Source organism: Streptomyces luomodiensis, from assembly GCF_031679605.1.
GTDB lineage: Bacteria > Actinomycetota > Actinomycetes > Streptomycetales > Streptomycetaceae > Streptomyces > Streptomyces luomodiensis.
In genome coordinates this window covers 4,226,706-4,252,367 of the sequence record NZ_CP117522.1, presented here as the reverse complement: position 1 = coordinate 4,252,367, position 25,662 = coordinate 4,226,706, and the positions used below count along the sequence as shown (strand labels likewise).

The 25,662-nt window shown below is 70.1% G+C and carries 24 protein-coding genes and 1 riboswitch; of the genes, 14 read left to right on the top strand and 10 right to left on the bottom strand.

What is annotated here, in order from left to right; all coding sequences use genetic code 11:
• The first annotated feature begins 118 nt into the window (after window positions 1-118).
• Window positions 119-1,381, top strand: a complete 1,263-nt coding sequence (locus PS467_RS17810; RefSeq protein WP_268972558.1) for a L,D-transpeptidase — start codon at window positions 119-121, stop codon at window positions 1,379-1,381.
• 249 nt (window positions 1,382-1,630) lie between these two features.
• Window positions 1,631-2,413, top strand: a complete 783-nt coding sequence (locus PS467_RS17805) for a VOC family protein (RefSeq protein WP_311036118.1) — start codon at window positions 1,631-1,633, stop codon at window positions 2,411-2,413.
• A 54-nt stretch (window positions 2,414-2,467) separates the two neighbouring features.
• Here PS467_RS17805 and PS467_RS17800 read toward each other — a convergent pair whose 3' ends face one another.
• On the bottom strand, window positions 2,468-3,931 hold the full coding sequence (locus PS467_RS17800) for a DUF2079 domain-containing protein (RefSeq protein WP_268972553.1): 1,464 nt from the start codon (window positions 3,929-3,931) through the stop codon (window positions 2,468-2,470).
• 77 nt (window positions 3,932-4,008) lie between these two features.
• On the opposite strand from PS467_RS17800, the gene PS467_RS17795 reads away from it, so the two are divergent.
• On the top strand, window positions 4,009-4,698 hold the full coding sequence (locus PS467_RS17795) for an HNH endonuclease family protein (RefSeq protein WP_311039889.1): 690 nt from the start codon (window positions 4,009-4,011) through the stop codon (window positions 4,696-4,698).
• 40 nt (window positions 4,699-4,738) lie between these two features.
• On the opposite strand, the gene PS467_RS17790 is transcribed toward PS467_RS17795, so the two are convergent.
• Window positions 4,739-5,488 carry a hypothetical protein gene (locus PS467_RS17790; protein ID WP_311036117.1) on the bottom strand — a complete coding sequence of 250 codons (750 nt, stop codon included), beginning with the start codon at window positions 5,486-5,488 and terminating at the stop codon, window positions 4,739-4,741.
• The gene (locus PS467_RS17785; protein WP_268972550.1) at window positions 5,488-6,204 is read right to left on the bottom strand and encodes an Rv1352/Rv1906c domain-containing protein; all 717 of its coding nucleotides are present in this window, start codon (window positions 6,202-6,204) and stop codon (window positions 5,488-5,490) included. Before PS467_RS17785 ends, PS467_RS17790 begins: the two co-directional genes overlap by 1 nt.
• A 193-nt stretch (window positions 6,205-6,397) precedes the next feature.
• On the opposite strand from PS467_RS17785, the gene PS467_RS17780 reads away from it, so the two are divergent.
• From PS467_RS17780 to PS467_RS17755, 6 genes are all read left to right on the top strand, one after another.
• Window positions 6,398-8,608 carry an N-6 DNA methylase gene (locus PS467_RS17780; RefSeq protein ID WP_311036116.1) on the top strand — a complete coding sequence of 737 codons (2,211 nt, stop codon included), beginning with the start codon at window positions 6,398-6,400 and terminating at the stop codon, window positions 8,606-8,608.
• Window positions 8,609-8,764: 156 nt separating this feature from the next.
• Window positions 8,765-9,346: a hypothetical protein gene (locus PS467_RS17775; protein WP_311036115.1), complete on the top strand. Its 582-nt coding sequence runs from the start codon at window positions 8,765-8,767 to the stop codon at window positions 9,344-9,346.
• Entirely contained in the window at window positions 9,343-10,911 is a 1,569-nt protein-coding gene (locus tag PS467_RS17770) for a protein kinase domain-containing protein (RefSeq protein ID WP_311036114.1), read from the top strand. Before PS467_RS17775 ends, PS467_RS17770 begins: the two co-directional genes overlap by 4 nt.
• A gap of 159 nt (window positions 10,912-11,070) precedes the next feature.
• Entirely contained in the window at window positions 11,071-11,688 is a 618-nt protein-coding gene (locus PS467_RS17765; protein WP_311036113.1) for a SurA N-terminal domain-containing protein, read from the top strand.
• Window positions 11,689-11,702: 14 nt separating this feature from the next.
• Window positions 11,703-12,707 carry a nucleoside triphosphate pyrophosphohydrolase gene (locus PS467_RS17760; RefSeq protein ID WP_311036112.1) on the top strand — a complete coding sequence of 335 codons (1,005 nt, stop codon included), beginning with the start codon at window positions 11,703-11,705 and terminating at the stop codon, window positions 12,705-12,707.
• A gap of 69 nt (window positions 12,708-12,776) precedes the next feature.
• Window positions 12,777-13,196: a DUF6479 family protein gene (locus PS467_RS17755; protein WP_268972543.1), complete on the top strand. Its 420-nt coding sequence runs from the start codon at window positions 12,777-12,779 to the stop codon at window positions 13,194-13,196.
• A 28-nt stretch (window positions 13,197-13,224) separates the two neighbouring features.
• Here the strand turns inward: PS467_RS17755 and PS467_RS17750 are convergent, their stop codons facing one another.
• The 7 genes from PS467_RS17750 to PS467_RS17720 form a co-directional block, all read right to left on the bottom strand.
• Complete coding sequence (locus PS467_RS17750) at window positions 13,225-13,980, bottom strand: enoyl-CoA hydratase/isomerase family protein (RefSeq protein ID WP_268972542.1); 756 nt, start codon at window positions 13,978-13,980, stop codon at window positions 13,225-13,227.
• Between the two features lie 24 nt (window positions 13,981-14,004).
• The gene (locus tag PS467_RS17745; protein ID WP_432280598.1) at window positions 14,005-15,141 is read right to left on the bottom strand and encodes a cytochrome P450; all 1,137 of its coding nucleotides are present in this window, start codon (window positions 15,139-15,141) and stop codon (window positions 14,005-14,007) included.
• 275 nt (window positions 15,142-15,416) lie between these two features.
• Window positions 15,417-16,772 (bottom strand): cytochrome P450, encoded by a 1,356-nt coding sequence (locus tag PS467_RS17740; RefSeq protein WP_311036110.1) that lies wholly within the window; start codon window positions 16,770-16,772, stop codon window positions 15,417-15,419.
• A gap of 9 nt (window positions 16,773-16,781) precedes the next feature.
• Complete coding sequence (locus tag PS467_RS17735; protein ID WP_268972540.1) at window positions 16,782-17,372, bottom strand: GTP-binding protein; 591 nt, start codon at window positions 17,370-17,372, stop codon at window positions 16,782-16,784.
• Window positions 17,347-17,718: a DUF742 domain-containing protein gene (locus PS467_RS17730; RefSeq protein ID WP_268972539.1), complete on the bottom strand. Its 372-nt coding sequence runs from the start codon at window positions 17,716-17,718 to the stop codon at window positions 17,347-17,349. The genes PS467_RS17735 and PS467_RS17730 overlap by 26 nt, the downstream gene beginning before the upstream one ends.
• Window positions 17,715-18,116 (bottom strand): roadblock/LC7 domain-containing protein, encoded by a 402-nt coding sequence (locus PS467_RS17725; RefSeq protein WP_268972538.1) that lies wholly within the window; start codon window positions 18,114-18,116, stop codon window positions 17,715-17,717. The genes PS467_RS17730 and PS467_RS17725 overlap by 4 nt, the downstream gene beginning before the upstream one ends.
• Complete coding sequence (locus PS467_RS17720) at window positions 18,113-19,255, bottom strand: sensor histidine kinase (RefSeq protein ID WP_268972537.1); 1,143 nt, start codon at window positions 19,253-19,255, stop codon at window positions 18,113-18,115. The genes PS467_RS17725 and PS467_RS17720 overlap by 4 nt, the downstream gene beginning before the upstream one ends.
• Window positions 19,256-19,924: 669 nt before the next feature.
• Here PS467_RS17720 and PS467_RS17715 point away from each other — a divergent pair.
• The 5 genes from PS467_RS17715 to PS467_RS17695 all read left to right on the top strand — a co-directional run bounded on the left by PS467_RS17715 (window position 19,925) and on the right by PS467_RS17695 (window position 25,607).
• The gene (locus PS467_RS17715; protein WP_311036109.1) at window positions 19,925-21,220 is read left to right on the top strand and encodes a cytochrome P450 family protein; all 1,296 of its coding nucleotides are present in this window, start codon (window positions 19,925-19,927) and stop codon (window positions 21,218-21,220) included.
• Window positions 21,221-21,366: 146 nt separating this feature from the next.
• The gene (locus tag PS467_RS17710) at window positions 21,367-22,377 is read left to right on the top strand and encodes a transglycosylase family protein (protein WP_311036108.1); all 1,011 of its coding nucleotides are present in this window, start codon (window positions 21,367-21,369) and stop codon (window positions 22,375-22,377) included.
• Window positions 22,378-22,630: 253 nt separating this feature from the next.
• A riboswitch (cyclic di-AMP (ydaO/yuaA leader) is annotated at window positions 22,631-22,798 on the top strand.
• Between the two features lie 7 nt (window positions 22,799-22,805).
• On the top strand, window positions 22,806-23,504 hold the full coding sequence (locus PS467_RS17705) for a transglycosylase family protein (RefSeq protein WP_311036107.1): 699 nt from the start codon (window positions 22,806-22,808) through the stop codon (window positions 23,502-23,504).
• A 232-nt stretch (window positions 23,505-23,736) separates the two neighbouring features.
• Window positions 23,737-25,017 (top strand): phosphopyruvate hydratase, encoded by a 1,281-nt coding sequence (gene eno / locus PS467_RS17700; protein WP_268972533.1) that lies wholly within the window; start codon window positions 23,737-23,739, stop codon window positions 25,015-25,017.
• 107 nt (window positions 25,018-25,124) lie between these two features.
• Window positions 25,125-25,607 (top strand): FtsB family cell division protein, encoded by a 483-nt coding sequence (locus PS467_RS17695; RefSeq protein ID WP_311036106.1) that lies wholly within the window; start codon window positions 25,125-25,127, stop codon window positions 25,605-25,607.
• Window positions 25,608-25,662: the final 55 nt, after the last annotated feature.

Genomic DNA, 25,662 nt, shown 5'->3' with positions numbered 1-25,662 from the left:
GCCTTGCGCACAGTTTCGCCGTGCGTGGAACCGGCCAAAAGGTACAGGCGTTCTTGTCAGGCAGGTTCGGGGTTTCTGGGGTCCGGATCAAGATCCAGGTCAAATGGAGAAGCGTGTGATGACGGACGGCAAACGCCGTAAGGCACTGGTGGCCGCGGCCGCCGTGCTCAGCGGCGTACTCACCCTCGCCGCGTGCGGCGGGAACGACGACGGCGGCGACGACGCCAAGAACGACGGGAACAAGTCGCAGTCGCAGGTCGACGAGGCGGCTGCCAAGGACGCGTCGGACGCCCACATCAAGATCACGCCGAAGGCCGGTGCGACGAACGCGGGCATCAACAGTGACACCAAGGTCACGGTCAGCGACGGCAAGCTCACCTCCGTCACGATGACGTCCGCGGCGACCGGCAACACCGTGGCCGGGACCATATCGGCCGACAAGACGTCCTGGAAGCCGGACGGCCAGCTGGAGCGGGCCACCCAGTACAAGATCACGGCATCCGCCGAGGACTCCCAGGGCCGTAAGGCGACCGAGAACTCGTCCTTCACCACCGTCTCGCCCGCCAACAGCTTCATCGGCAACTTCACGCCGGAGGACGGCTCCACGGTCGGCGTGGGCATGCCGGTGTCCATCCGGTTCGACAAGGCGGTGACCAACAAGAAGGACGTCGAGTCGCACATCAAGGTCACCTCCAGCAGCGGCCAGCAGGTGGTCGGCCACTGGTTCGGCGCCAACCGGCTCGACCTGCGCCCGCAGGAGTACTGGAAGCCCAACTCGACCGTCTCCCTGAAGCTGGATCTGGACGGCGTCGAGGCGTCGTCCGGCGTCAAGGGTGTCCAGGAGAAGACCGTCACCTTCAAGATCGGTCACTCGCAGGTCTCCACGGTCGACGCCGAGGCCAAGACGATGAAGGTGGTCCGCGACGGCAAGCTGCTCAAGACCATCAACATCTCGGCCGGCAGCCCTGAGAACACGACCTACAACGGTCAGATGGTGATCTCCGAGAAGTTCAAGGAGACCCGGATGAACGGTGCGACGGTCGGTTTCACGGACGACGACGGCAAGGGCGAGTACGACATCAAGGACGTCCCCCACGCGATGCGGCTGTCCACCTCGGGCACCTTCATCCACGGCAACTACTGGGGCGCCAAGTCCATCTTCGGCAACGTCAACACCAGCCACGGCTGTGTGGGCCTGTCGGACACCAAGGGGGCCAACGACCCCAACACGGACGGCGCCTGGTTCTACAACAACTCCCAGATCGGCGACGTCGTCGTCGTGAAGAACTCCAAGGACAAGACCATCCAGCCGGACAACGGCCTCAACGGATGGAACATGGACTGGGACCAGTGGGTGGCCGGAAGCGCCGTCGGCGCCTGACGCACCCTCTTCTCACCACCGCCGGGCGGCGGTCGGCCCCGAAGGCCGGCCGCCGCCCGGCGCGTTCGGCCGGCCCGAGCGGCATTTTGGCGCGGGAAGGCGGGCGCACGCCTCCCTGAAAGGCCGCGGGCCGCATCCGGTGAACCGTCCCCGCCGAGTGGCGTGCGCGCCGGGCCGGAGGAGAATGGGCCGTGGGGGCATCCCGTCCGGCCGCCGTGCGGCCGGAGGTGGCGATACGGAGGCGGCCCGATGCCCGAAGTCACGTCCTATCAGCCCGGAACACCCTGCTGGATCGATCTGATGGTCCCCGACCAGCGGGCCGCCCTGGACTTCTACTCCGGGCTGTTCGGCTGGGAGGAGGCGGCCGGTCCGCCGGTGACCGGCGGCTATGTGATGTGCACCCTGAAGGGCAAGCCGGTCGCCGGGGTCATGTCCGCGGAGTCGGTGGGCGAGGAGGCCCCGCCGCCGACCGTCTGGACCACCTACTTCTGCTCCGCCGACGCCCAGGCCACCTCCGAGGCCGTCAGCCGGGCCGGCGGCACCGTGCTGCTGCCGGTCATGGACGTGACGGACCTCGGGCGGATGCTGGTGGCGACCGACCCGCTGGGGACCGTCTTCGGCGTCTGGCAGCCGCTCGCCTTCCCTGGCGCGGGCCTGGTCAACGAGGTCTCCACGCTGGTCTGGAACGAGCTCAACACCACCGACCGGGAGGCCGCCTCGGCGTTCTACGCCGAGGCGCTGGGCCTGGAGTCGGTCCCGATGGAGGGCGCCGAGGACTACTTCGCGCTGTCCGTCAACGGCCGCACGGTCGGCGGGCTCCAGCCGCTGCGCGCGGGGATGCCGCCGGAGGTGCCCCCGCACTGGCTGGTCTACTTCGCCGTCGGGGACGTCGACCGGTCCTCGGCCAAGCTGTCCGCGGCGGGCGGCACGGTGCTGCGCCCGCCGTACGACATGGTGGCGGGCCGGATGTCCGTGGTGCGGGATCCGCAGGGCGCGTCCTTCGCCCTCATCGCCCCCAAGCCGATGCGCTGAGGACCGCAGGCGGTAGTCCGGCGCGCGGCCGGTCCGGCCGGCCCGGAGCCCGGCTCAGCCCCGCTTGAGGACGAAATAGCCGGACGTGGAGCCGATGGCCGTGTACCGCGTGCCCGGGTGGAGCTGTCCGGCGTACTCCACCACCTGCCGCGCGGTGCGCTCGGGCGGCTCCTGAAGGGCTATGTAGTCCGGCTGTATGCCCTGGGTGGCGCCGACCCACAGCACCCGGCAGCGGCTGGTGAGCCGGCTTATCGGCCCGACGTTGGCCTCCACCGTCGCCCCGTCCGGAATCCGGTCCAGCAGCCGCTCCACCGCACCGACCTGCGCCGGTTTCTCGTAGGTGGCGCTCCTGGTGAGCTCGTACAGGGGCATGGCGGACGACAGCGCCAGGGCCGCGCCGCACACCGCGGCGGGCAGCTGGCGGGCGTAGGAGGCGAGCCAGGGCCGGGCGGAGTCCCGGCTGCGGTCCAGGGCGTCCACCAGGGCCAGCAGGACGATCGGCATCAGCACCGCGCTGTAGTGCCAGTCCGTGCCCCAGTAGTGGTCGTCGTGGGAGACGAAGCGCCAGCCGAGGGTGGGCACGGCGGCCAGCAGCAGCGGGGAGCGCAGCGCCAGCAGACCGGTGGTCGGCAGCAGGATCCACAGCAGGGTGCGCAGCGCGGTGCCGAACGGGATCGTGCCGGTCTGCGGGCCGCCGCTGCCGACCTTGTCCCAGTAGTCGTACGAACCGGCGCCGTTGAAGCCGGGGATGACCACGCCGAGCGCGAGCGCCGAGACCAGGACGCCGAAGCCCATCAGCGCGACGGCGAGCGGGGCGACACGGGGCCCGCGCTCGCCGTCGCGCCGGGCGCGGAGCCAGATGACGGCGCCGATCGCGGCCACCGTGGCGCCCATGTCCTCCTTGACGAAGGCCAGCGGGACGGCCCACAGCATCGCCGCGTACCAGCGCCGGCGGATCACCGCCTCCAGGGAGAAGGCGATGAGCGGGACGGCGAAGCAGATCTCGTGGAAGTCGAAGTCCACGGCGCGCTGGATGCCCCAGGACACCCCGTAGGCGATGCCGATCGCGAGCCCCCGGCCGCGCCCCAGCAGCCGGGCGGCGACGCGGGTGACGGGGACGGCGGAGACGGCGAACAGCGCCGCCTGCGCGACCAGCAGGGTGACGGGGCCGGGGAAGAGCCGGTAGACGGGTCCGAGCAGCGCCGTGATGGGGCTGAAGTGGTCGCCGAGGATATTGGCGCCGGGGCCCTTGAGGTCGGCTATGGGGGCCTGGAAGTGCGCGTACGCCCGTATCGCCTGTTCGAAGATGCCCAGGTCCCAGGACATGGTGGCCATGCGGCGGTAGCGGCAGACCGACAGCGCCGTGAAGGCGGCGAAGAGGGCGAGGGCCAGCCAGTACGGGTCGGCCCTCGGGTGCCGCAGCGCGGCCGCCCGGGTGAGCGGCCGGGTACGTCCCGTGGTGACGGCGGTCGCCCCCTCGGCGCCGGTGCCGGGCGGAGCGGTTGCGGCCGTGTCCATCCAGGGTCCTTATCGTGTGGGCGGTCTGTGCGAAAAGATACGCGAAGGGGGCGGGAAGGTTGCGGGGACGGGTTCGCATACCGGTGCGGGGTTCCGCGGCGTTGCTGGCCGCGCTGCTGGCGGTCGGCGGCTGCGCGGCCGGTGACCAGGAGGGGGACAAAGGCGGGGGCGGTGGCGGGGCCACGGTGTCCGGATCGGCCCTGTCGGCTGTGTCCTCTCTCACAGTCAAGGGGCGTGCGCCGAAGACCGGTTATGAGCGCGACGAGTTCGGCAGCTCCTGGGTGGACACCGACGACAACGGCTGCGGGACCCGCGAGGACATCCTCAAGCGGGATCTGACGGACGTGAAGTTCCGCGACGGCCACTGCCTGGTCGCCTCGGGCACGCTCACCGACGACCCGTACACCGGCCGCTCCGTGCGGTTCGTGCGGGGCCGCAGCAAGGTGGACATCGACCATGTGGTCGCGCTGTCGGACGCCTGGCAGAAGGGCGCCCAGAAGTGGGACCGGGACAAGCGCGTGGCGTTCGCCAACGATCCGCTCAACCTGATCGCCGTGGACGCCTCCGCCAACCGCCGTAAGGGAGACGGCGACGCGGCGACCTGGCTGCCGCCCAACACGGCGTACCGCTGTGACTATGTGGCGCATCAGGTGGCGGTGAAGAAGGCGTACGGGCTGTGGGTGACCTCGGCCGAGAAGGACGCGATGCGGCGGGTGCTGCGCGGCTGCCCCACGACGAAGCTGCCCGCGCGCTCGGGCGGGCGTTAGCCGGCGGCCGTAGCGCGCGGGAGGACCGGCCAGACTCCGGTCAGTCGCCGAGGGTGTCGAGGTCGACGATGTCCCCGGTGGGGGCCTTCGCCTCGACGGGCCGGTCGAAGTCGTCGAACCGCAGCGTGCCGGGCTCCTTGCCGCCCTTGGTCACCAGCTTGAGGAGGTACGGCTTGCCCTCCGTGGCGACATAGGCGGTGTAGGTCTCGTCGCCGTCCGACTCCGTGACCGTGATCGCGGACCGGCCGTCCACGGTGGCGGCCCTGCCCTTGCGCGCGATGTTGTCGGCGGCCGAGAACCCGGCGAGCAGCTGGTCGGAGTCACACATGGCGGTGAGGTCCTTGGCGTCCGCGCCCGAGGCGTCGGCCTTGGTCCAGCGGTCGCCGATCATCTTGGCCGCGGCCTCGCCGTCCGCACCGCCCTGCGCACGCCAGAAGGCCGCGTCGTACTTCATATAGGCCGTGTGACCGGTCTTGATCAGGCGGACGGTGCCGTCGCCGATGGTCATGCTGCCGGTGCACTCGCCCTTGCTGTCCGAGGACATGTGGTACTTCACGGGGTCGCCGTCGACGATGCCGTCCATGTCGATGGTCAGGGAGGTCGCCGACTTGGTGGTCTTGATGGCCCTGTTGATGATCTGCGGGCCGGTCAGGGCGGTGATGCCCTCGGCGGCCTTGGTCTCCGCGGCCGTGGCGGATCCCTTGTCCGAGGTGTCCTCGCGCTGGTCGGTCCCGCATGCGGTGAGGGCGGTGGCGGCGCACAGTGCCGCCAGGATCGTGATGGAGCGCATCAGCCCGTCTTCTTCCAGTTCTCGCAGCCGTTGGTCTTGAAATAGCCGTCCTGGGCGCCGATGGTCACGATGGCGTTCCCCGAGACGTTGTCGTTGGCGATGATCGATTCGATGCCGTGCAGGGCGTCCTTGTTCCGCTCCCAGTAGCAGCCGCTGTCGGAGCCGTTGCCGGTGGACTTGTAGGTGCCGGGGGCGATGTCCGCGCCGATCCGGTACATGCCGTCGCCGGCCATCTCGGTCTTCGGGGTTCCGGAGGCGGTCGCGGGGACGGCCTCCCAGTCCTCGCACCCCTGTGACGTGAAGATCTTGTCGCTGGCCTTGATCGTCACATAGCTGCTGCCGGTGACGTTGTCGTTGGCGAGGATGGCGTCGGGCTCCCCGGAGGAGTCCTTGGCCCGCTCCCAGTAGCACATGCCGCCGCTGTTGCCGGTGGTTCTGTAGGTGCCCGGTCTGACGTCGGTGCCGACTTGGAGCGTGCCGTCGCCGCTGAAGGCGGCCTTGGTCTTCTTCGGCTCCGCCTCCTTGGCCTCCTTCCCGTGCTTGCCGGAGCCGCCGTCGGCGGACGAGGCGGCCGTGTCCGGACCGTTGCCCTTGTCGTCGCCGCTTCCGGCGCCCGAGACGGCACTGCCCAGGGCGATGACGGTGATGAGCGCACCGGCGCCGGTGAGCACCTTGTGCCGGGCGAACCAGTTCTTCTGCTTCCGCTGCTGAGACATGGCGGATCGACACCTTTCGGGTGCTGGGCGGTCGGTGGTGAGCCTCGTGCGATGGGCCCATAAGATCAGAGCTTGTGAACCGAGTCAACAATAGAAATGTTGGAGACAGGATTCACGGTGTGAACCGGTCCGCGTGTACTGATCGTCGGTATGCTGGGCCACCACAGCAGCACCACGGGACGGAGTCAGCCAGGTGCCGGACAACGCAGCAGAGGTGACCGCCGCGGGCATCGCCCGGCTCGCCGGGGTGGGCCGCGCCGCCGTCAGCAACTGGCGCCGCCGCCACGCCGACTTCCCCAAGCCGGTGGGCGGCACCGAGACCAGCCCGACCTTCGCGCTCGGCGACATCGAGCGCTGGCTGCGCGCCCAGGGCAAGCTCGCCGAGGTCCCGCTGCGCGAACGCGTCTGGCAGCTGCTCACCGGGCATCCAGCGGGCGGCGCGGCCGCGCTGTGCCAGGTCGGAGCCGTCCTCCTGCTGGTCAGGGACCGGCCCGCGGTCTGGCGGCGGCTGAGCGAGGGTGCCGATGAGCAGCTGGCCGAAATGCTGCCCGTCGCCCTCGCCCCGGCCCTGACCGCACGGCTCGGCGAGACCCACCCGGTGTGCCTCCCGGACCCGGCCGGGCTCGGCCCCACGGTGCCGCTGCTGCGCGGCGCGGCGGAGCTCGCCGCGGAACTCGGCCCGCGCGAGGCGTACGAATTCCTGCTGGGCCGCCATCTGGACGCCAACCCCCGGCAGTACACCCTCACCCCGCCGGGCCCCGCCGCCCTGATGGCCGCACTGGCGGGCCTCACTCCGGGGCAAGGGGCGGCCGCGGCCCCTGGCGGGAAGGGGGCGTCCGGCGGACGCGGCGCGCCGGACGCGCCGGCTGCCGGTGCGGGCACCGCCGGTTCCGTGCTCGATCCCGCTTCGGGGACGGGGGGGCTGCTGGGGGCCGCGGGGGCGGCGGCGAGCGTGTACGCACAGGAGCGGGACCCCGGCCTCGCCGCGCTCACCGCGCTGCGGCTCGCGCTGGGCACCGACGCCCGTGCGCGGGTGGCCGGGGGAGACAGTCTGCGGGCCGACGCCTTCCCGGGGACGGCCGTCGACGCCGTCGTCTGCCATCCGCCGTTCAACGAGCGCAACTGGGGCCATGACGAACTCGCCTACGACCCGCGCTGGGAGTACGGCTTCCCCGCCCGGACCGAGTCCGAGCTGGCCTGGGTCCAGCACGCCCTGGCCCATGTGCGGGACGGCGGCACCGCCGTTCTGCTGATGCCCCCCGCCGCCGCCTCCCGCCGCTCCGGCCGCCGTATCCGCGCCGATCTGCTGCGGCGCGGCGCGCTGCGGGCCGTCGTGGCGCTGCCTGCCGGGGCGGCGCCGCCGTACGGTATCCCGCTGCACCTGTGGGTGCTGCGGCGCCCCGGGGCCGGACAGCCCCCGGCCCCGCACGTCCTGCTCGTCGACGCCGCGGCGGCGGTCGCGGCCCCGGCCGAGGGCCCCACCGCGCCCGGCGCCGCCACGCTGGGTCCCGCCGCGCAAGGTGCCGCCGTCCCCCCGTCCGGCCGCGGCAAACTGCCCTGGCAGACCGTGCGGACCACCGTCCTGGACGCCTGGCACGCCTTCGACCGCGAGGGCGCCGCCCCCGAACGGCCCGGAGTGTGCCGCGTCCTGCCGGTCATCGAACTCCTCGACGACGACGTGGACCTGGCCCCGGCCCGCCATCTCCCGCCGCCCGCCGCGGGCGGCGGGATCGCCGAACTCGCCGCCGTACGGGACCGGCTCACCGCCACCCTGACCCGCACCGCCGAGCTCACCCCCGCCGCGCCCGTCCGGCCCCGCGCCGAGCAGACCGCCGCCGACCGCCGGCCGATGACCACGGTCGGCGAACTCGCCCGCGCGGGCGCCCTCGTGCTCAAGAGCGGTACGACGGCGGCGGGCGGCTCCCTCCCCGTCCTCACCGAACAGGACGTACTGGCCGCGACCGGCCCCAGCGGCTCCGCCGGAGAGGGGGCCGAGGGGGAGGAGCCCGTGCTGACCGAGCCCGGCGATGTGGTCGTCCCGCTGATCGGCGGCGGCACCGTCGCCCGGGTCGTGGACGAGTCCACCGCCGGGGCCGCGCTGGGGCGCAATCTGAGCCTGCTGCGGCCCGACCCCGATGCGCTCGACCCCTGGTTCCTGGCCGGATATCTGCGGGGCAGCGCCAACCAGCGGCAGGCCAGCAGCTACGCCTCCACCGCCACCCGGCTCGACGTCCGGCGGCTGCGGCTGCCCCGGCTGCCCCTCGCCGAGCAGCGGCGCTACGGGGAGCGCTACCGCACCCTGGCCTCCTTCGAGGAGTCCCTGCGGCACGCGGCCCGGCTGGGCGAGCAGCTGGTGCGGGGACTGTACGACGGGCTCGCGGACGGCACCGTCGAGCCCCATTGATCACGATTCCACGACCAATCACGTCAGAGATCGGTACAACCCGGGCTCGGTCCGCCGTGTCCATGTATACGCTCAAAAGGCGTCAGCACCCCGTGTCGCCTCTCGGCGTCAGCACTCCCTCGCATGCCTTGGCATCAGGCCCTTCCAGGAGCAGTAATGCACGGCCATCTCCCCGCGCCGCCGCAGCCCCGCCCCGCCACCACCGCGCTGGTGGTCCTCCTGCGGGTGGTCCTGGTGACCGTGACCGTGCTGAGCCTGGGCATCCTGTCCTGGACCGCGATGCTGCGGATCGCCATTCTGCGCCGCCGGCCGCTCGACTGGGTGCTGTTCTGGGTCAGCTGCGCGCTGGTCATGGCGGCCCTGGTGCAGCTCGGCACCGGGCCGGACGACGAGCCGGGCACGCTCGGGTACATTTCCCTGGCAGTGCTGTTCTGCCTGGCCGCCGGGGTCAGCGCGCACTATCTGATCGCCGACATCCGGCACCACCGCGTGGCCCGGGGGCCCGTCGCCGCGCCGCCTCCGCCCCCCTTCCCGGCGCCCGGTTACGCGCCCGCACCGCCGCCGTACGGCTTCGTCCCGCGGCAGCCCCACCCCCCGGCGTACTCTCAGCCGCAACAGCAGCAACAAGCGCAACAGCCGCAACAGCCGCAACAGCCACTCCGGCCCCAGCGCATCGACCGCGTCCGGGCCGAACTCGATGAGCTGAGCGACTACCTCCGCAAGGAGCAGGGCCGTTGAACGGACGCGTCATCGCCGACCGCTATGAGCTGGCCACCCTCCTCGGCCAGGGCGGTATGGGCCAGGTGTGGACCGCGTACGACCGCAGACTGGACCGCCGGGTCGCCGTCAAGCTGCTGCGCGCCGACCGGATGGCGGGCCCCGGTTCCGACGGCGGCGGGGCGGACGCCGTGGACGAGTTGCGCCGCCGCTTCGTCCGGGAGTGCCGCGTCACCGCGCAGGTCGACCACCGCGGTCTGGTCACCGTGCACGACGCGGGCAGTGACGATGAGGACCTCTACCTCGTCATGAGCCATGTCGAGGGCGCCGATCTCGCCGACCACCTTGCCGAGCACGACCCCTACCCGTGGCCCTGGGCGGTCTGCGTCGCCGCCCAGCTGTGCGCGGTGCTCTCCGCCGTGCACGCGGTGCCGATCGTCCACCGCGACCTCAAACCGCGGAACGTGATGGTCCGCCCCGATGGCGCGGTGACCGTCCTCGACCTCGGCGTCGCCGCCGTCCTGGACGCCGACACCACCCGTCTCACCCACACCGGGTCGCCCATCGGCAGCCCCGCCTATATGGCGCCCGAACAGGCCATGGGCGGCACCGTCGGTCCGTACACCGATCTGTACGCGCTGGGCGTGCTGCTGCATGAACTCCTCGTCGGCAGCGTGCCCTTCTCCGGTTCCACCGCCCTCGGCGTCCTCCACCGCCATCTCTACGAGCCCCCGGTCCCGGTGCGGCGGATCCGCCCCGAGGTGCCAGAGGCGCTGGAGACGCTGGTGCTGCGGCTGCTCGCCAAGGACCCGCAGGCCCGGCCCGCCGATGCCCAGGAGGTCTACCGGGCGCTGGCACCGCTGCTGCCCCGGCCGGACCACGGCACCGGCCCGGCCACCGGGCCGATGGACCCCACGCGCCCCTTCGCGCGCCCGCACGCGCCCTGGCCGGACCGCCCGGAGCGCCCCGGGTTCGCCTCCGCCGTCCCCGTACCGCCGCCGCGTCCCGCGGACGCGGCCGGGCGGCCGGATCTCGCCGCGGCCGTGGAGGAGGTCAAGCGCCTGCTCGACCAGGGCCGGATCACCCAGGCCGTGGACATCCTCGGGGCCGTCCTCCCGGCCGCCGCCGCCGAGCACGGCGAGCGCTCCGCCGTCGTACGGTCGTTGCGCAGGCAGTACGCCGCGACGCTGATGGACGACGGGCAGTACCGCCGCGCCTTGCCCGAACTGCGCCGGCTGGCCGAGGAGTACGCCGCCGAGGCGGGACCGCAGGCCCCGCGCCAGTCGCTGCAGTTCCGCTACGAGGCCGCCCAGTGCCTGGAGCAGCTGGGCGAATCGGCCGCCGCGCTCCATGAATACCGCGGTCTGCTGCCCTACTTCGAGCAGTACGCCGCCGCCGACCCCGCCCAGCCCCTGGACGTCCGCCGCCGCATCGGCCATCTGCTGCTGTCCTTGGGCGACCGCCCGGCGGCCCATGACACCCTCGTCCGCCTCCTGCATGACGCGGAGCGGCTGCACGGACCGCACCACCCCTTCCCCGAGGAGGTCCGGCGGACGCTGGAGTGGCTGGGCCAGGTGCGCGGCTGAGGCGGGCCGGGGGCCGATCCGGGCGGCGGACGGCGGGCGGCGGCTGACCAAGACCGCGGTGAATCGTTGTCCAAGCAGTGGCCTAGGCCGCGCCGACTCCATACCATCGATCAACGCCAGATCGTTTGTCGCGCCGCACGATCTCTGCCGGGAGGCTCAATGATCCGCCGCCGTACTGCGCTCACCGTCTCCGCCGCGTCCGCCCTCCTCCTCTCCGCCCCCGTGCTCACCGCGTGCGGCGACGCCCCGCGGCCGGGCGCCGCGGCCGTCCTGGACGGCGGCCGGATCACCGTGTCCGAGCTCCAGGCGCAGGTCAAGGACGTCCGGGAGGCGCAGCGGAACGACCCGAGGGCGGCTCAGACGATCGCGGGCAGCGGCCGGCTGAGCCAGGACACACTGATCCGGATGATCCAGTTCCGGGTGATCGAGCGGGCCGGCGAGGACAACGGGATCAACCCCACCCGCCGTGAGGTGCAGCGCGCCCGCGCCGCCGCCGAGGCGCAGAGCGGCGGGGCCGCCGCCCTGCGCGCCCTGTACCTCCAGCAGGGCATCGCCCCCGGCCAGATCGACGAGGCCGTCCGGATGGACCTCACGCGCAACGCCCTGCTGCGCAAGCTCGGCACCGCCAAGGTCAACGAGGTGTTCACCCGCACCTCCAAGGCCCTCGACATCCGCGTGAACCCCCGCTACGGAAAGTGGGACAACACCCAGGGCACCGCCGTCCTCGCCAAGGAGGCCTGGCTGCGCACCTCCGGCGACACCCCGGAGCAGGCGTAAGTTACGTTGCAAGGGTGACCGCAGCCGACTCGTCCGTCCCCGCCGCCGACGCCGCCACCACCGGGCGCATCATCCTCCTCACCACCAGCCACCGGGTGGCACCGGGGCTGCTGTCCTGGGCCGCCTGGCAGGCGCTGCGCGGCGCCGACCGGGTGCTGTCCGGCGATCCGGACCACCCGCAGCTGCCGTATCTGCGGGAGGCGGGCGTCGAGGTGGCGCCGGGCTCCCCGGCCGCCCGCGAACTGGTCGACTACTGCCTGGCCGAGGGCGGCCGTACGGCCGTGGTGATCACCTCCGCCGAGGGCGAGTCCGAGCTGACCGACGGACTGGCGCGGCTGGCCGGCTCGGGCCGGGAGGCGATGCCGGACCTGGAGCTGCTGCCCGGTTCCTACGATCTGCCGGGCGCGCGGCTGCTCGATCTGGTGCAGGTCATGGACCGGATCCGGGCCGAGTGCCCGTGGAGCGGCACCCGGACCAACGAGGAGCTGGTCAAGTACGGCATCGAGGAGGCGTACGAACTCGTCGAGGCCATCGAGGAGGGCGACCGTGAGGCGCTGCTCGAAGAGCTCGGCGATGTGCTGCTCCAGGTCGTCTTCCACGCCCGGATCGCCCAGGACGACCCCGAGCACCCGTTCTCGATCGACGATGTGGCGGGCGGCATCGTGGACAAGCTGATCCACCGCCATCCGCACATTTTCGGCGACGAGTCCGCGGAGACCCCCGAGGACGTCAAGCGGCACTGGCTGCGTACCAAGGCGGTCGAGAAGCAGCGCGCCTCGGTCACCGAAGGGGTGCCGCTCGGTCAGCCCGCGCTCGCGCTGACCGCCAAGCTCGCCTCCCGCGCCCGGACGGCCGGGCTCGACGTGGCCCTGCCGGGCGGCGCGGGCATCGGCTACGAGCTGCTGGCGCTCGCGGTGCGCGCCGAGGCGGACGGCGTGGACCCGGAGGCGGCGCTGCGCGCGGCGGCCCGCACCTACCGGGACGCGATACGGGCGGCGGAGGGCTCCGCGACGGAGTGAGGCGCGGGGCGTGATGTGACGTGCGCGGGGCCGGAGTGATATCCGGGCGGGTCCGGGTACCCGGCCGTCATGGATACGTACACCGAGGATCTCGCCGTGACCCGGGACCTGCTGGTCGGGACGGGTCCGTTCGTCGTCGGCCTGGTGGTCGTCATCCTGTGCTTCGGGGCCGTGTGGTGGGGGATACGGCTACGGGCCCGCGAACCGGTCCCGCCGCAGCGACCGCAGCGCCGCGCCGGTGCCTGGCAGAAGGCCCAGGAGGCCGATCACGAGGCGCGGGCGGCGGGCCATGGCCCGGGGCACCAGGACGAGGAGGACCGGGTCGGCTACGTCACCCAGAACCGCGAGCCGGATGAGCTGGACCGGGACGCCGGCCGTCGGCTCCCGTACCAGCTGGGCGGCTCCGGGACCAGGGACTCCGGCAAGGGCGGCAGCGAGGGCCGGCCGACCTGGACCGAGGGCAGCAGCGGCTCGTTCGGCAACGGCTGAGCGCGGGGCATGATCAGCGGGGGAACCCTTACTGCCGACGACCGGCCGCGACCACGGCCGTCAGCAACTCGGCGTCCAGCAGGGTCGTGTCGCCGAGCCGGGAGGCGGCCGAGTAGGAGTTCAGCAGCGCCTTGGTGGCGCGCAGGGCGGTGGCGGAGCGCCGTATCACGGGTCGGGACCACTCTGCGATCGCGTCGTCCAGCCCGGCCTCGGGAACGACCCGGTGGAGGATGGACAGCTGCTCGGCACGGACGGCGTCGAAGCTGTTCCCGGTCAGAATCAGTTCCCGGATCCGGGCGGCGCCCGCCTCGTGCAGCAGCCGCGGCAGCGAACCGCCCCAGGCGGCAGGCAGGCCCAGGGCGAGTTCGGGCAGTCGGAAACGGCTGTCGGACGCGCCGATGCGCAGATCGCAGAAGAGGGCGAGGGCCAGACCCGCACCCATGACCTGTCCGTGCAGCCGGGCGATGGTGACGGCGGTGGTGGTGGCGAGCGCGTCGAGTACTCTGTGTGCCTTGCCGCCTATGGTCCGCAGACCCGATCCGGTGGGGTCCTCGGCGAGCTGTCCGGTGAATTCCCCGCGGTCTCCGCCCAGGCAGAAATCGGGCCCGGCACCGGAGAGCACGACCACGCGGATGTCCGGCCGATCGTGTACTTCCTCCAGCACCGCAAGGAGATCGTCGAGGATTTCCTCGCTGATGGCGTTGCCGGTTTCCGGACTGTTGAGTTCCACGTGCAGTTCCGGTCCGTCGCCGGAAACGTGCAGAGTTTTGAAGTCCCTCGCCATGTTCGTTCTCTCCCTCGGCGCCTTTCAGCGCTCGGTCACGTACAGCGCGGTGAGCCGCCGGAAGGCGACCCGCGGCTCCCATACCGGCGGAACGCTGACCCGAAGGGTTGGAAAACGCCTGATGAGGGACGTCAGCAGAACCGTGGCCTCCAAACGGGCCAGGGCCGCTCCGATGCAGTAATGGATTCCACCGCCGAAAGCGAGATGACTTTCGGTGCGCTGGATGTCGAACGTCTCGGGGGAGGGGTGGTGGGCCGGGTCGTGGTTGGCGGCCGCGAGCATCACGTGCACCACCTCGTCCCTCGATATGTGAAAGCCGCCGAGAACGGTGTCCTCGGTGGCGACGCGGGTGGTCAGATGTATCGGCGGGTCGTAGCGGAGCACTTCCTCGACGGCCCGCGGCACCTGCTCCGGGTGGGACCGCAGCCAGGACAGGACCGCGGGGTGCTGATCGAGCACCCACACCATGTTGGAGAGCAGGGTCGAGGTGGTCTCCAACGAGGCGATGACGATGAACATCACCAGGTGGAAGAGGATCTCATCGGCGACGGCGCGGTCCGGCTCGATCTCGTCCCAGACGCGGATCCAGCGGGACAGGACATCGTCCCCGGGGGTCCGTCGGCGCTCCGAGATGAGCGGGGTGAAGTACGTGCGCAGGCCCTCGGCGGCCTCGTTCGCCTGGGCGAGCTGGCTTTTGGAGGGCAGGAGTTCCTGGGCGAGGCCCTGACCGTGGGTCAGTGCCTTGAGGAGGTCGTGATCGGATTCCGGGAGACGCAGCCAGTGGCTGATTGTCGCCGCTGGCATTTCCTCGCCGACCGTGGTAGCGAAATCTGCTTCCTTGGCGGTGCGCAGCTGCTCCGCCAGTCGGTCCAGCAGTGTCTCGGCGATGCGCGTGACCGGGCCCCGCAGAGCGCCAAGGGTGGCATTGTCGAATACATTCCCCAGGGTCCGCCGCTGCATGGTGTGCACCGGCGGATTCAGTCCCTGAAGAGATTGGCTGAGCATGATTGAGGCAGGCGCGTCCCAGCGGGTTCCGCCACCTTGTCGCGCCCGCCATTCGGCGTCGAAGGTGGCCCATTTCCTACTGCGCAGCACATGGTCGCAGAGCTCATGTGAGAGAAGTAGATAACCGCCCCAGGGCGCGGGTACGACATCTCCCATCGCCCTGAGTTTCGTATAGATGGAGTAGGGGTTCGACTGTCCTCGCGATGAGCGCAGACGGGACATGAGTGAAACCACGGAACGTCGGTCGACAGTGGTGTCGGCAGCGACAAATCCCACAATGACTCCTTCAAGTCCACAACACCCCGGACCGCTTTATCTTATTTCGCGTGTATTACCGAGAGTGATGTATGGATCACGCGAATCCGCGGTTGGTTCTACCCCTGCGATTGAACGTTCATTCACAGTGAAATAAGTTCGAATTGTGGACAACGTCACACCCTCCACCATGACAGGAAGGAGCTCCACCAGCCGCTCTTCTCCGGCTTTCCGTGGGACCGGCTCTGCGGGGTGACCGAAGGAGGAGTCTGCCGCGGTCCGGGCGGGGCCGCGGCGGTCCGCCGGGGCTGCACCGGGGCGAAACGGGCGGGCAGCGCGGCAAGCGCTCGGTGGAACGGGCCCGGACGCCAGGTCAGGCTGTCCACCGGCACCGCCAGCTCGATGTCGGGGAGCTGGTTGAGCAGCTTCTCGATGGCCGTCACCGCGATGAGCTGACCGGAGTCCTTGGCCGGGCAGGCGTGCGGTCCCGCGCTCCACGCGAGATGGGCCCGCTTGCTCAGGACCTGGCGGGACGAGGAGAGTTTCGGATCGGTATTTGCCGCCGCGAAGCTGATGAGAACCAGATCGCCGGCGTCGAGGTGCGCGTTGCCGAATTCCATGTCCTGCACCGGATAGTGCGGGGCATAGTTGGCCATCGGCGCCTGGTTCCACAGGGCGTCGTCGATGGCGTCCTCGACCAGCAGCCCACCGCCCGAATACCGCTCGTCGGACAGCAGTAGGTAGAGCCCGTTGGCGATGAGGTTCCGCTGCGGTTCCGTACCCGCCGAGATGAGCATGACGAGCTGATGAACCATCTCCTCGTCGCTCAGTTTGGCGCTGTGCTGCATCAGCCGGGAGGTGACGTCGTCGCCCGGCTGGCGCCGCTTGAGCGCGACGAGTTCGATGAGGCCCTGTGTCAGCTCCTCGTTGGCCTTTTCCGCGTCGACCCCGCCGTCGAAAATCCCGGAGGTGCCGAAGACCAGTCGGTCACCGATTTCCGGCGGACAGCCCAGAAGCTCGTTGAAGACCAGCAGCGGCAGCATCTTGGCGTAGTCGTTCAGCAGATCCACGGTGCCGCGGGCGCTGAATTGGGCGATGAGATAGGAGGCGACCTGCTCCACATGGCGGCTCAGCCAGTGCGGGTCCACCCCGGCCAGACTCTCCGTCACCGCCTGGCGCAGTCGCATATGCTCCGCACCGTCGGTGAACAGACAGTTCGGGCGATATCCCAGCATGGGCACAACCGGACTGCTCTGCGGCACTTTGCCCTCGTTGTAATCCCGCCAACGACGGGCGTCCTTCGCGAAGGAGTCCGGGTTCTGGAGCACCTGGAGGGCCGCCGAGTAGTCCGTGACGAGCATGGCGTTCACGCCGGGGGACAGCTCGACCGGCGCGATCGGCCCGTACGATCGCAGATGCGCGTAGAACGCGTACGGGTCGGCCGCGAACTCGGGCCCGTGCAGCGGCACCCGCTCACCCCCGCGGTGGGCTGGGCAACCCGGTGGCGGGGCCGGGAAGTCCGATTGGGTCATGACGTGCTCCTAGCGGGTACGTTCCTGTAGGTAACGGACAAGCGTCATCAAGGCGTTGGCCGACGACTTCTCGTCACGTGCGTCACAGGTGACGATGGGAGTATCGGGCAGCAGATCGAGCGCCTCGCGCAATTCCTCGTCGGGGCGGACCGGCGTACCGTCGAAGTGGTTGACGGAAATCGCGTAGGGAAGCCCGTAGTGCTCCACCAGGTCGATCACCGGGAAGGATTCCTTGAGCCGTTCGGGATCGACGAGGATCAGTGCCCCGAGGGCGCCTCGGGTCATGTCCTCCCACACCTGGACGAAGCGCTCCTGTCCGGGCGTGCCGAAGAGGTACAGGACGAGTCTGTCGCTCAGCGTGAGACGGCCGAAGTCCATGGCCACCGTGGTGGTGGTCTTGCCCCGGGTGCCCATGAGGTCGTCGACATGGGCACCGGCCTGCGTCATCCGCTCCTCGGTGCGCAGCGGCGGAATCTCCGACATGGTGCCGATGAACGTCGTCTTTCCCACCGCGAAATGCCCCACGACCAGGATCTTGGCCGCGATCTGCACCGCTTCGTTGAGATAGACGTCGTCATCCGAAACGGGCCTGGAGCCCATCCAGCACCTCCTGAAGGAGCGAAACATCGACAAGCTGTGCGGGCGGCGCGGGCGCGCGGGTGACGAGGTAGCCGTCCGCCGAGAGGTCGGACAGCAGAACCTTCACGATGCCGATCGGAAGCCCCATATGACCCGCGATCTCGGCAACCGAGAGATAACCACCCGAGCACAGCTCAAGGAGCCTGCGCTTCTCCGGGTCGAGATGACTGGGTTGTCTCTGTTCGGACGTGGTGACCAGTGTGATCAGGTTGAACTGGTCATTCTCCGGAAGCCCTCGACCGTTGGTGATGACGTACGGTCGCACTAATCCAGCGGACTCGGGCTCTTGCTCGCCTGGTGCTGTCATGCCTGAATACCGGTGTTTTCGCGAGGCGGTGTGGTCAGCGCCTTGCCGAGCTGCCCGACAAGCTGCTGCATCCGGAAGGTGATGTCGGCCATGTCGACATCCGGGGCGGAGGAGACCGCCAGGTACGCGCCCTCACCGGCGGAGATGAGGAAGACCCAGCCACCGTCGAACTCGACCAGGGTCTGGCGCCACGTCATATTGGGACCACCGCAGAAGCCGGCCATGGTGCGGCTCAGCGACTGGATGCCGCTCATCGCCGCGGCCACGGTGTCGGCCTCGTCCTTCGCGACCTGTTGAGAACGGGCCATCAGCAGACCGTCGGCGGAAACCAGGATCGCATGACGAGCCCCTGGCACTTCCAGGGCGCTCTCAAGCATCCATGACAGGTCGTTGTTCACTGAGGATCATGCCCTTCCCTGTTCGGGTTTGCTGCTGAGCGTCCGGACTGAGTGCCGCGCTGGAAGGCGCCCATGATAGAAGCGGTTTGCTCGCTCGTCCGGGCCGGGGCACTGGTGGAATCCGCCGTGGGAACGATGGAAATCGAGCCCTTGCGGCGGCGCTTGGGCAGGCCCCCGGCGGTGGAGCCGCTCACAGTGGAGGCGCCCATGGGGCCGCTCACCTGCGGCTGCTCGGCCGCGGCGGGAATGTAAGTCGTTGGCTGCTCTGCCGGCTCGGGCATATTGGTCAGAAGGTCCTCGGGAAGAAGTACGACCGCGCGTACACCACCGTAGGGAGAGGCCGAATCGACGGACACCGTGAAGCCGTAGCGCGCGGCCAGTACACCGATCACCGCGAAACCGAACTGCGGCGGATTGCCGAGTCCTGTCACACCGGTGGCGTGCGTGGCCGAGAGCAGCTTGTCCGCCCGGTTCTTCTCCTCCTCGTTCATGCCGACGCCGGCGTCGTCGATGATGACGCAGACGCCCTTGGGCACGGTGCGGATGGTGATGTCGATGGGCGAGTCGGGCGCGGAGTAACTGGTCGCGTTGTCCAGCAGCTCGGCCAGCGCCAGTGCGACCGGTTCCACGACCCGGCTGACCAGGGCGAAGTTGCTCTGCGAGCGGATTTCCACCCGGGTGTAGTGACGGATGCGGCCCTTGGCGCTGCGCACCACGTCGTACACCGAGGCGACGGCCCGCTGACGGCCCAGCCAGCCGTCACAGAGAACCGCGATGGACTGCGCACGGCGTCCGAACTGCGAGTTCATGTGGTCGATCTCCAGGAGGTCCTGGAGGAGCTGGTGCTCGCCGTATTTTTCCTGGGTCTTGGAGATGGCCAGCTGCTGCTCGTTGGCGAGACCCTGGAGCGTACGCATGGCGGACTTCAGCGCGCTCTTGGTGGCTTCCTCGGCCCGGTTATGAGCCTCCTGCACCGCCTCGGCGTAGTTGTTCTCGAGGTCGGTCGTGCGTTTCTCGAGCTCCGCCTTCTCCTGGCGCAGAGTCGCTTGCGCCTTTCGCCCGCGAATAATGGCGGTTGCGGCGAGAGGCGTGCCAGCGATCAGGGCCCAGAGTGCTGGATCCTGTAGATATTGCGTCATTAAGACTCTCTTTAAACGACTAGACCGCCAGGGACTTTAGGGAGGTGTGGTGCATTGTCAAACTGGAAGGTGTCTGAGAGGCGGTAAGTCAGCAACCGTACGGCGTCCGCGGGTTTCGGGGACATCGCACTCGTCTTGCCGACGGCAGCGCGCAGGCGTCGGTGCGTCGCCGGAACGACTCCGTATGCCCGACTGGCGGCATAATGCTCCTCAGAGTGGGGATCCTCTCGGCTGTTGTGCCGGATCGCCGTGTTTTTTACGCGCCCTTGGCTCGCCTGGCAAGCGCGGTGATCGTATCACCGGCGACAGGGGGCCCCGCGCATGTGCCCCAGTCCCATTCATTCACCTGACGCTGTTTCAGCCACACCGCCCGTTCGCCGCGTTGGCCGACGTCAGAGCGTGTTCCGGGGTCTTCTGGCGGGGCGGCGCGGGCGCCCGCCGGGCGATGGCCGCAGCCATCAGATATCCGGGCATTCGCCTCGACCTGTGGATGAACTGTGAAGGATGTGTGGAGATGAAGGGGTAATTCCGCTCAGCGCTCAACCTGTCGACGGCGGCCGCGTTCCCTTTATCCCCGTTGTTTCTTTTATTCCTCTTTTTTCCGTTGTTCCGTTATTTCGGATAACGGGGTATATCGGAGAGGTGAGTCTCGGCCGGTATCGTCGGGGGGTGTCGGAACAGCCCCGTGACAGCTCCGCTCCCACCCTCTTCACCTGGGAGTTCGCCACCGATCCCTACCCCGCCTACGCCTGGCTACGCGAGCACGCCCCGGTTCACCGGACCACGCTGCCCAGCGGTGTCGAGGCGTGGCTGGTGACCCGCTACGCCGATGCCAGGAAGGCACTGGCCGATCCCCGGCTCTCGAAGAACCCCCAGCGGCACAGCGCGGCGGCCCACGCCAAGGGCAAGGTGGGCATTCCAGGCGAACGGCGCGCGGAGCTGATGACACATCTGCTCAATATCGATCCCCCTGACCACACCCGGCTCCGGCGGCTGGTGTCGAAGGCCTTCACCCCGCGCCGGGTGGCCGCGTTCGCCCCCCGGGTGCGGACCCTCACCGACCAGCTCATCGACGCCTTCGAGGAGAGGGGAGAGGCGGACCTCATCCATGAGTTCGCCTTCCCTCTCCCTATCTATGCGATCTGCGATCTGCTCGGGGTGCCGCGCGAGGACCAGGACGACTTCCGCGACTGGGCCGGCACGATGATCCGGCACGGCGGGGGCCCGCGCGGTGGGGTGGCCCGCGCCGTGAAGCGGATCCGGGCGTATCTCGCCGAGCTGATCCACCGCAAGCGGCTGGAGCTCGCGGAGCGGCAGGAAGAAGGAGAGCGGAGAGAAGAAGGGGACGGGGAGGATCTGATCTCCGGTCTGATCCGGGCCGGCCACCACGGTGAGCACCTCACCGAGAACGAGGCCGCGGCCATGGCCTTCATCCTTCTGTTCGCCGGATTCGAGACCACCGTCAACCTCATCGGCAACGGCGTCTACGCACTGCTGCGCCATCCCGAGCAGCGCGCCCTCATGCAGCGGGCCCTGACAGAAGGGGACGAGCGGCTGCTGGCCGCCGGGGTCGAGGAGCTGCTGCGCTACGACGGGCCGGTGGAGATCGCCACCTGGCGGTTCGCCACCGAGCCGCTCACCCTCGGGGGGCAGCGCATCGCCGAGGGGGAGCCGGTGCTGGTGGTGCTCGCCGCCGCCGACCGGGACCCCGAGCGGTTCGAGGCGCCCGACGTCCTCGACCTCACCCGCCGCGACAACCAGCACCTGGGCTACGGCCATGGCATCCATTACTGTCTGGGCGCCCCGCTGGCCCGGCTGGAGGCCCAGACCGCGATCGGCACCCTGCTGCGGCGCCTGCCCGGACTGCGGCTCGCGGCGGACCCGGAGGACCTGCGGTGGCGCGGCGGGCTCATCATGCGCGGGCTGCGCACCCTGCCGGTGACCTGGAACTCCGGGGCCCAGTGAGGTCGGCAAGACCCGTACGGCCCGGCAAAGGTGACGAAAGGTCAGCCACGTGATCGCGGCGTGACCTGGGATACATCGCCTTGTGATGATCGTGTGCCGTCGCTATGTTCACCGGCAACCGATTCGCCACAGGAGAGGTCAATCGCATGCGTTCCGGTAATGGTCGACACCGTCGCCCCCGTCAGGCTCCGGCCATCGTCGTCGCGGCGGGGGTCACGGGCGCGGGCATCGCCATGCCCCTCTTCGGGGCGGCCGGCGCGCAGGCCGCCGACGCCGACACCTGGGACCGGGTCGCCGAATGCGAGAGCGGCGGCATGTGGAGCGCCAACGAGGGCGACGGCTTCTACGGCGGACTGCGGCTGACCCTCGACCTGTGGAAGAAGTACGGCGGCACGGAGTACGCCCCGCGCCCCGACCTGGCCTCCCGCTCCCAGCAGATATCCGTCGCCGAGTCGATCCTCGGCGACCGCGGGCCCGGCGCCTGGCCGAACTGTTCACTGGGTACCGGACTCACCGGCAGTGCCGACGCCCCCGATGTGAACCCCGGCCGCACGGCCACCCCGGAGACGGATCCGGAGGCGGACCCGGCCCCGGGAGCGGGCCGGTCCGACGGCTCCGGGGGGTCGGACGCGTCCGGGTCGGCCGAGCGGCCGGACACGTCCGACGCCTCGCGGTCCTCCGATGGACTGGACGGCTCGGCGTCGGACGGCTCCGCTTCGGGCGGTTCCGAGGGGTCCTCGAAGGAGCCTGCGGGCGAGTCCTCGAAGAAGCCCGCGGACGAGCCCGCCGACGAGCCCTCGGGCGGGCCCGCGGACGAGGGCTCGAAGGGGTCCGCGGGGGACTCCTCCGCCGACCCCGCGCCCACTGGCCGCCATCGTGGCGCCCAGGACGCCGGGGAGCGGGCCGGTGACGGCGGTTCGGGGGACGCGCGGCCCTCCGGGCGCCACGCCTCCCGCGATGGCGCGGACCGCACCCAGGACCCCACGGGCGACGCCTACACCGTTCGACCCGGTGACAACCTGTCAGGGATCGCCGAGGACCAGAACGTCAGCCGTGGTTGGCAAGGGCTCTACGAAGACAACGAGGACCTCATCGGCATCGACCCCGACCTGATCCTTCCTGGTCAGCGCCTTGACCTCACCATCAGGGAGCAGTGATTCGGGGTGAATTGCCCGATCTGGTTCCGGTGAGACATACATCTCGTCACATTTTCCGGGCCGCACCGCGTGTCCGATCCCTCCCCACCCGGCCCACCTGCACTGATGTGGGCCGGGTGAGATCAATTACAGCCCCATTCACTGCGATTGGGGTGTTTGAACCTTCTCCGGAGGTGTGTTTACCGTCTTCCCGCTCGCCACCGCGGGCACCGTCGATCGTCACGCCGAATCCTGCCGGCGGTCGGGGGGAACCGACGCGTCAGCGCCGAAGGCAGGAGCGGGGGACCCAAGGTAGGTGCCGAGTGGCCTGTGGACACGGGCTCGTCGGCTAGGGGTGAAGCCGGACGCGACCATCGCGACCGGCCGGGCAACTCACGTCCGAACCCGACAGCTCACCTCGTAGGCGTCGGTGAGGAAACGAACCAACGATGCTCAAGTCCAACGGGAAGCACCGCCGCCCCTCCAAGGCCACCCGTATCGCCGCGCTCACCGGCCTGGCCGGCGCCGCCGTGGCGGCACCGCTCATCGGGGCCACCTCCGCCTCCGCGGCCACCACCTCTCAGTGGGACGAGGTCGCGCAGTGCGAGTCCGGTGGTAACTGGTCGATCAACACCGGCAACGGCTACTACGGCGGTCTGCAGTTCTCGAGCTCCACCTGGGCCGCCTACGGCGGTACCGCGTTCGCCCCCACCGCGGACAAGGCCAGCAAGGGCCAGCAGATACAGATCGCCGAGAAGGTCCTCGGCAGCCAGGGCAAGGGTGCCTGGCCGGTCTGCGGCAAGGGCCTGACCGCCGGCGGCAGCCCGTCCGCACCCTCGGCGCCCGCCGCTCCTTCGACGTCTTCCGGTGCGCAGGGCGGAACCTCCACCGAGTCGGCCCCGGCCGCCAAGCCCGCCCAGCCGAAGGCGCAGCCCCGTACCGCGTCCCAGCACGCCGCGCGTCAGCAGGCGCGCGGTCCGATCAAGAAGGGTGACGGCGAGTACAAGGTCAAGTCCGGCGACACCCTCGGCAAGATCGCCGAGGCGCACCATGTCAAGGGTGGCTGGAAGAAGCTCTTCCAGCTGAACAAGGACATCGTCGAGAAGGCCGACCTGATCTACCCGGGTCAGCGCCTGCACCTCAGCTAAGCCGCCTGAGAGCCGGCTGAGAACGGGCCCCGGCCGGGCGTGCCGCCCCATGGCGCGCCCGGCCGGGGCTCACGCATAGCGGGCCACCCATTCCAGAGAAATCTGGATATTCAATCCTGAATCTGGCTTTTTGTGTCACGTCCCGTCTCGTGGGACGGGCGAACGCGGGGCGCAGCCCTCCCGGCCCGTTAGGCTCGTGCTGCTACCGCAGACCCATACGAAGGAGAACCTCGTGCCGTCCATCGACGTCGTCGTAGCTCGCGAGATCCTCGACTCGCGAGGCAACCCCACGGTCGAGGTCGAGGTCGGCCTCGACGACGGCAGCACCGGCCGTGCCGCCGTTCCGTCCGGCGCCTCCACCGGCGCCTTCGAGGCCCTCGAGCTCCGTGACGGCGACAAGAACCGTTACAACGGCAAGGGCGTGGAGAAGGCCGTCCTCGCCGTCATCGAGCAGATCGGCCCCGAGCTGGTCGGCTACGACGCCACCGAGCAGCGCCTGATCGACCAGGCGATGTTCGACCTGGACGCCACCCCGGACAAGTCCTCGCTCGGCGCCAACGCCATCCTCGGCGTCTCCCTGGCCGTCGCGCACGCCGCCTCCGAGGCGTCCGACCTCCCGCTCTTCCGTTACCTCGGCGGCCCGAACGCCCATCTGCTGCCGGTCCCGATGATGAACATCCTCAACGGCGGGTCGCACGCCGACTCCAACGTGGACATCCAGGAGTTCATGATCGCTCCGATCGGCGCGGAGTCCTTCTCCGAGGCCCTGCGCTGGGGCGCCGAGGTCTACCACACGCTGAAGTCCGTGCTGAAGGAGCGGGGCCTGTCCACCGGCCTCGGCGACGAGGGCGGTTTCGCGCCGAACCTCGGCTCCAACCGTGAGGCCCTCGACCTGATCGTCGAGGCCATCAAGAAGGCCGGCTACCAGCCGGGCCAGGACATCGCGCTCGCGCTCGACGTCGCCGCCTCCGAGTTCTACAAGGACGGCGCGTACCAGTTCGAGGGCCAGTCCCGGACCGCCGCCGAGATGACCTCGTACTACGCCGAGCTGGTGGCGGCGTACCCGCTGGTCTCCATCGAGGACCCGCTGAACGAGGAGGACTGGGACGGCTGGAAGACCATCACCGAGCAGCTCGGCGACAAGGTCCAGCTGGTCGGCGACGACCTCTTCGTCACCAACCCGGAGCGGCTGTCCCGCGGTATCGAGAACGACACCGCGAACGCCCTGCTGGTCAAGGTCAACCAGATCGGCTCGCTGACCGAGACCCTGGACGCGGTCGAGCTGGCCCAGCGCAACGGCTACAAGTGCATGATGTCGCACCGCTCCGGTGAGACCGAGGACGTCACCATCGCCGACCTGGCCGTCGCCACCAACTGCGGTCAGATCAAGACCGGCGCCCCGGCCCGCTCCGAGCGGGTGGCCAAGTACAACCAGCTGCTGCGCATCGAGGAGATCCTCGACGACGCCGCGGTGTACGCGGGCCGCTCGGCCTTCCCGCGCTTCAAGGGCTGACCCTTCCCTCCGGGGAGCGGACCCGTCTGACGCATGTCCCCGGCCGCGGTCCCGTACCGTGGCCGGGGACGGCGTTACGCAAGCGAAGTCATCACCGGGGAGGCGACGTGCCGGCGGATCGGGAACGGTTCTCCACCGCGACCAGGCTCAAGGCGCTCGGCGAGCACGCCGCCGCCCGGGTCTACCGCGTGCGGACCAAGCGCCGCCGGGGCCGGCTGACCGGCCGCGCGGCGCTGCTCGCGCTGGTCGTCTGCTCCCTCGTCGTGGCGCTCGCCTATCCGATGCGGCAGTACATCTCCCAGCGCTCGGACATCGCCGAGCAGCGGCGCGAGGCCCAGCGGGCCCGCGAGGACGTCAAGAAGCTGCGGGAGCAGAAGGCCCGGCTGCGCGACCCCGCCTACACCGAGCAGCAGGCCCGGGAACGGCTGCACTTCCTGAAGCCGGGGGAGACCGGCTTCAGCGTGGCGGACGGCAGCGGCTCCGCCGAGCACACCATCGACCAGGGCGCGGCCCACCGCCCGTGGTACACCAACCTCTGGGACGCCGTGGACGCGGCGGACACGCCGGGGGCGGGCAGCGCGCGCCGCTGAGGCGCCGCGCTCCGGCCGTCAGTGACACCCCGGTGACGAATCGACACGAAGAAGA